Below are 1,873 nucleotides of genomic sequence, written 5' to 3' on the forward strand. Positions count from 1 at the left end.
ATTACTCTTTATTCTTTTGCTTTAACATCTCTGTTAAAACGGCTGTCAATTCAATATGTCTAGGAACGTGTTAATCTTTGTTTGAGCTTCAATTACCATGTTAAACATGTTTCTCGAAGCGGGTGCAAAAGTACAACTTCTTTTGTTTCTCGCAAGAAAAATTTAAAGTTTTTTTTGAAGACCTAAATCCTCATTTCCTTATATTTTCTTACCAGTCTTTCAAGGAACTTTGCATGTTTTGCGGGGTGCAAAAGTAATAAGCAAAATCAAATCTCACAAGCTTTTTTTGATTTATTTTTAGAAATGATTTCTAATCCTAAACCTCTTAATCACTTGCCAATCTTTTAATGAACTTATTCGCTGTTGCGGGTGCAAAAGTAGACCCTTTATACCGGTATTCAATACTTTTAATTGACTATTTTTTGACGCTTTCTTAACCTTGCCTTTAACTCGCTGGAAATACGCTTTTTGAAGACGAAAAAAGAAATCCTCTCCCCGCCCCTCTCCATCGGAGAGGAAGCCTTTGTAGATGTAGTTTGCGTTATTCCTATGTAAATACAGTGTTTTTTTATTGAATCCATAGTAATACCTGACAACTAAACCACTCATTATTTCTATATCATTTAGTGCTTTTGGTTTAGATACTACTTTATAACTTGGTATTGCATTTTTAGAGACTTTATCGTTAATCTCGAAATCACCATGCTAAAAACAATTGCCCTAGCCCCGATAGCAGTGGAAATCCTACTGAGCCAGTCCCGAAACATCGGGATTGACTCAGTAGATTGTAACGAATAGCGGGAAATAGCTCCTAAAAAAAAAGAGGTTACTCCTTTATATATAGGTATAGCCTCTTTTTTCATAACAGGGAACGCCCAAATGATATTTATGTTTTTGGTTGCTGCGCTTTAGCTTCCCAGAAATCATTCAGTTTATCGATACCTACTGGATGTGCCGGCGGTTGGCTCTACAATCTCCCAGATTCAAATGTTCTTGTAAGTATAATTCCTATCAAAAAGCCTTCATTAGAAACGTAGGGCACATATTCTGTTTTTAAATTAACATCAAACATGCTGACTGCAGTATCAAGTCAAAAAGCTTTCCAACCGCTTTTCAGTGTTTTTACCAGTTCAAAAATTTTGAGCCAAATCAATTCTTAACTTTTGAGATTGATCCGTAATCTTTTTGCGTTCGCTTAACATAGCGTTTTTCTTCATGTTTTTCCATAAGGATACTTTTTGTGTATCGCTATTTCAGGGGATCAAGAACAAAATCTGGGGAGGAAATGTCGAAAAAAAATTAGAAATTTGTCAATCTAACAATGAGAGATGACTTCTATAGACCTTTTGAAATTTATGCTGCCTGATTTTTTAGTTGACCACTTTGAGGTAGTTTCTGCTAATAACACAGAAGAAATATTGCACCTATATTTTGAGGAGAAAATAAAGCCTCCAAAAGAGTTTGATACACTTGAATTAGTCTCAAAAGGATTTCAGGATGAAATTACCAATCAGGATTTTCCTTTAAGATGAAAATTAGTGTATTTGCATATCAAAAGACGCCGTTGGACTAACAAATCCAATGGAGGAATTATTAAAAGAGCCTGGGCTTTAGTTGCTAAAGGAACCCGCATGACTGAAGAGTTTGCGGCTTTTTTAAAAGAAATTAATAGATAACAGTGCTACCGACGGTCACACCGTCGGTAGATTTTTTGGGCTGAACGGAAAAAAACTCCAAAGACAGTATAAAAAACACCTAAGTTCCTTCAATACTTGGGTTCCAAGAGAACACGCTCATCAGTGGATTGTATACCCTGAAAACATGGGCACACATTTGTCGATTGACGAAGTGGCTTTATCTCAGGGAGAACTTT

At 35.7% G+C, this 1,873-nt stretch carries 1 pseudogene; it reads left to right on the top strand.

The window, feature by feature from the left end:
* Nucleotides 1–1,328: 1,328 nt before the first annotated feature.
* Nucleotides 1,329–1,676 (top strand): annotated as a pseudogene (locus BLV35_RS19800) (ISAon1 family transposase N-terminal region protein).
* The last annotated feature ends 197 nt before the right edge of the window (nt 1,677–1,873 follow it).

Origin of the sequence: Flavobacterium gillisiae (assembly GCF_900107635.1) — a bacterium.
Lineage (GTDB): Bacteria > Bacteroidota > Bacteroidia > Flavobacteriales > Flavobacteriaceae > Flavobacterium > Flavobacterium gillisiae.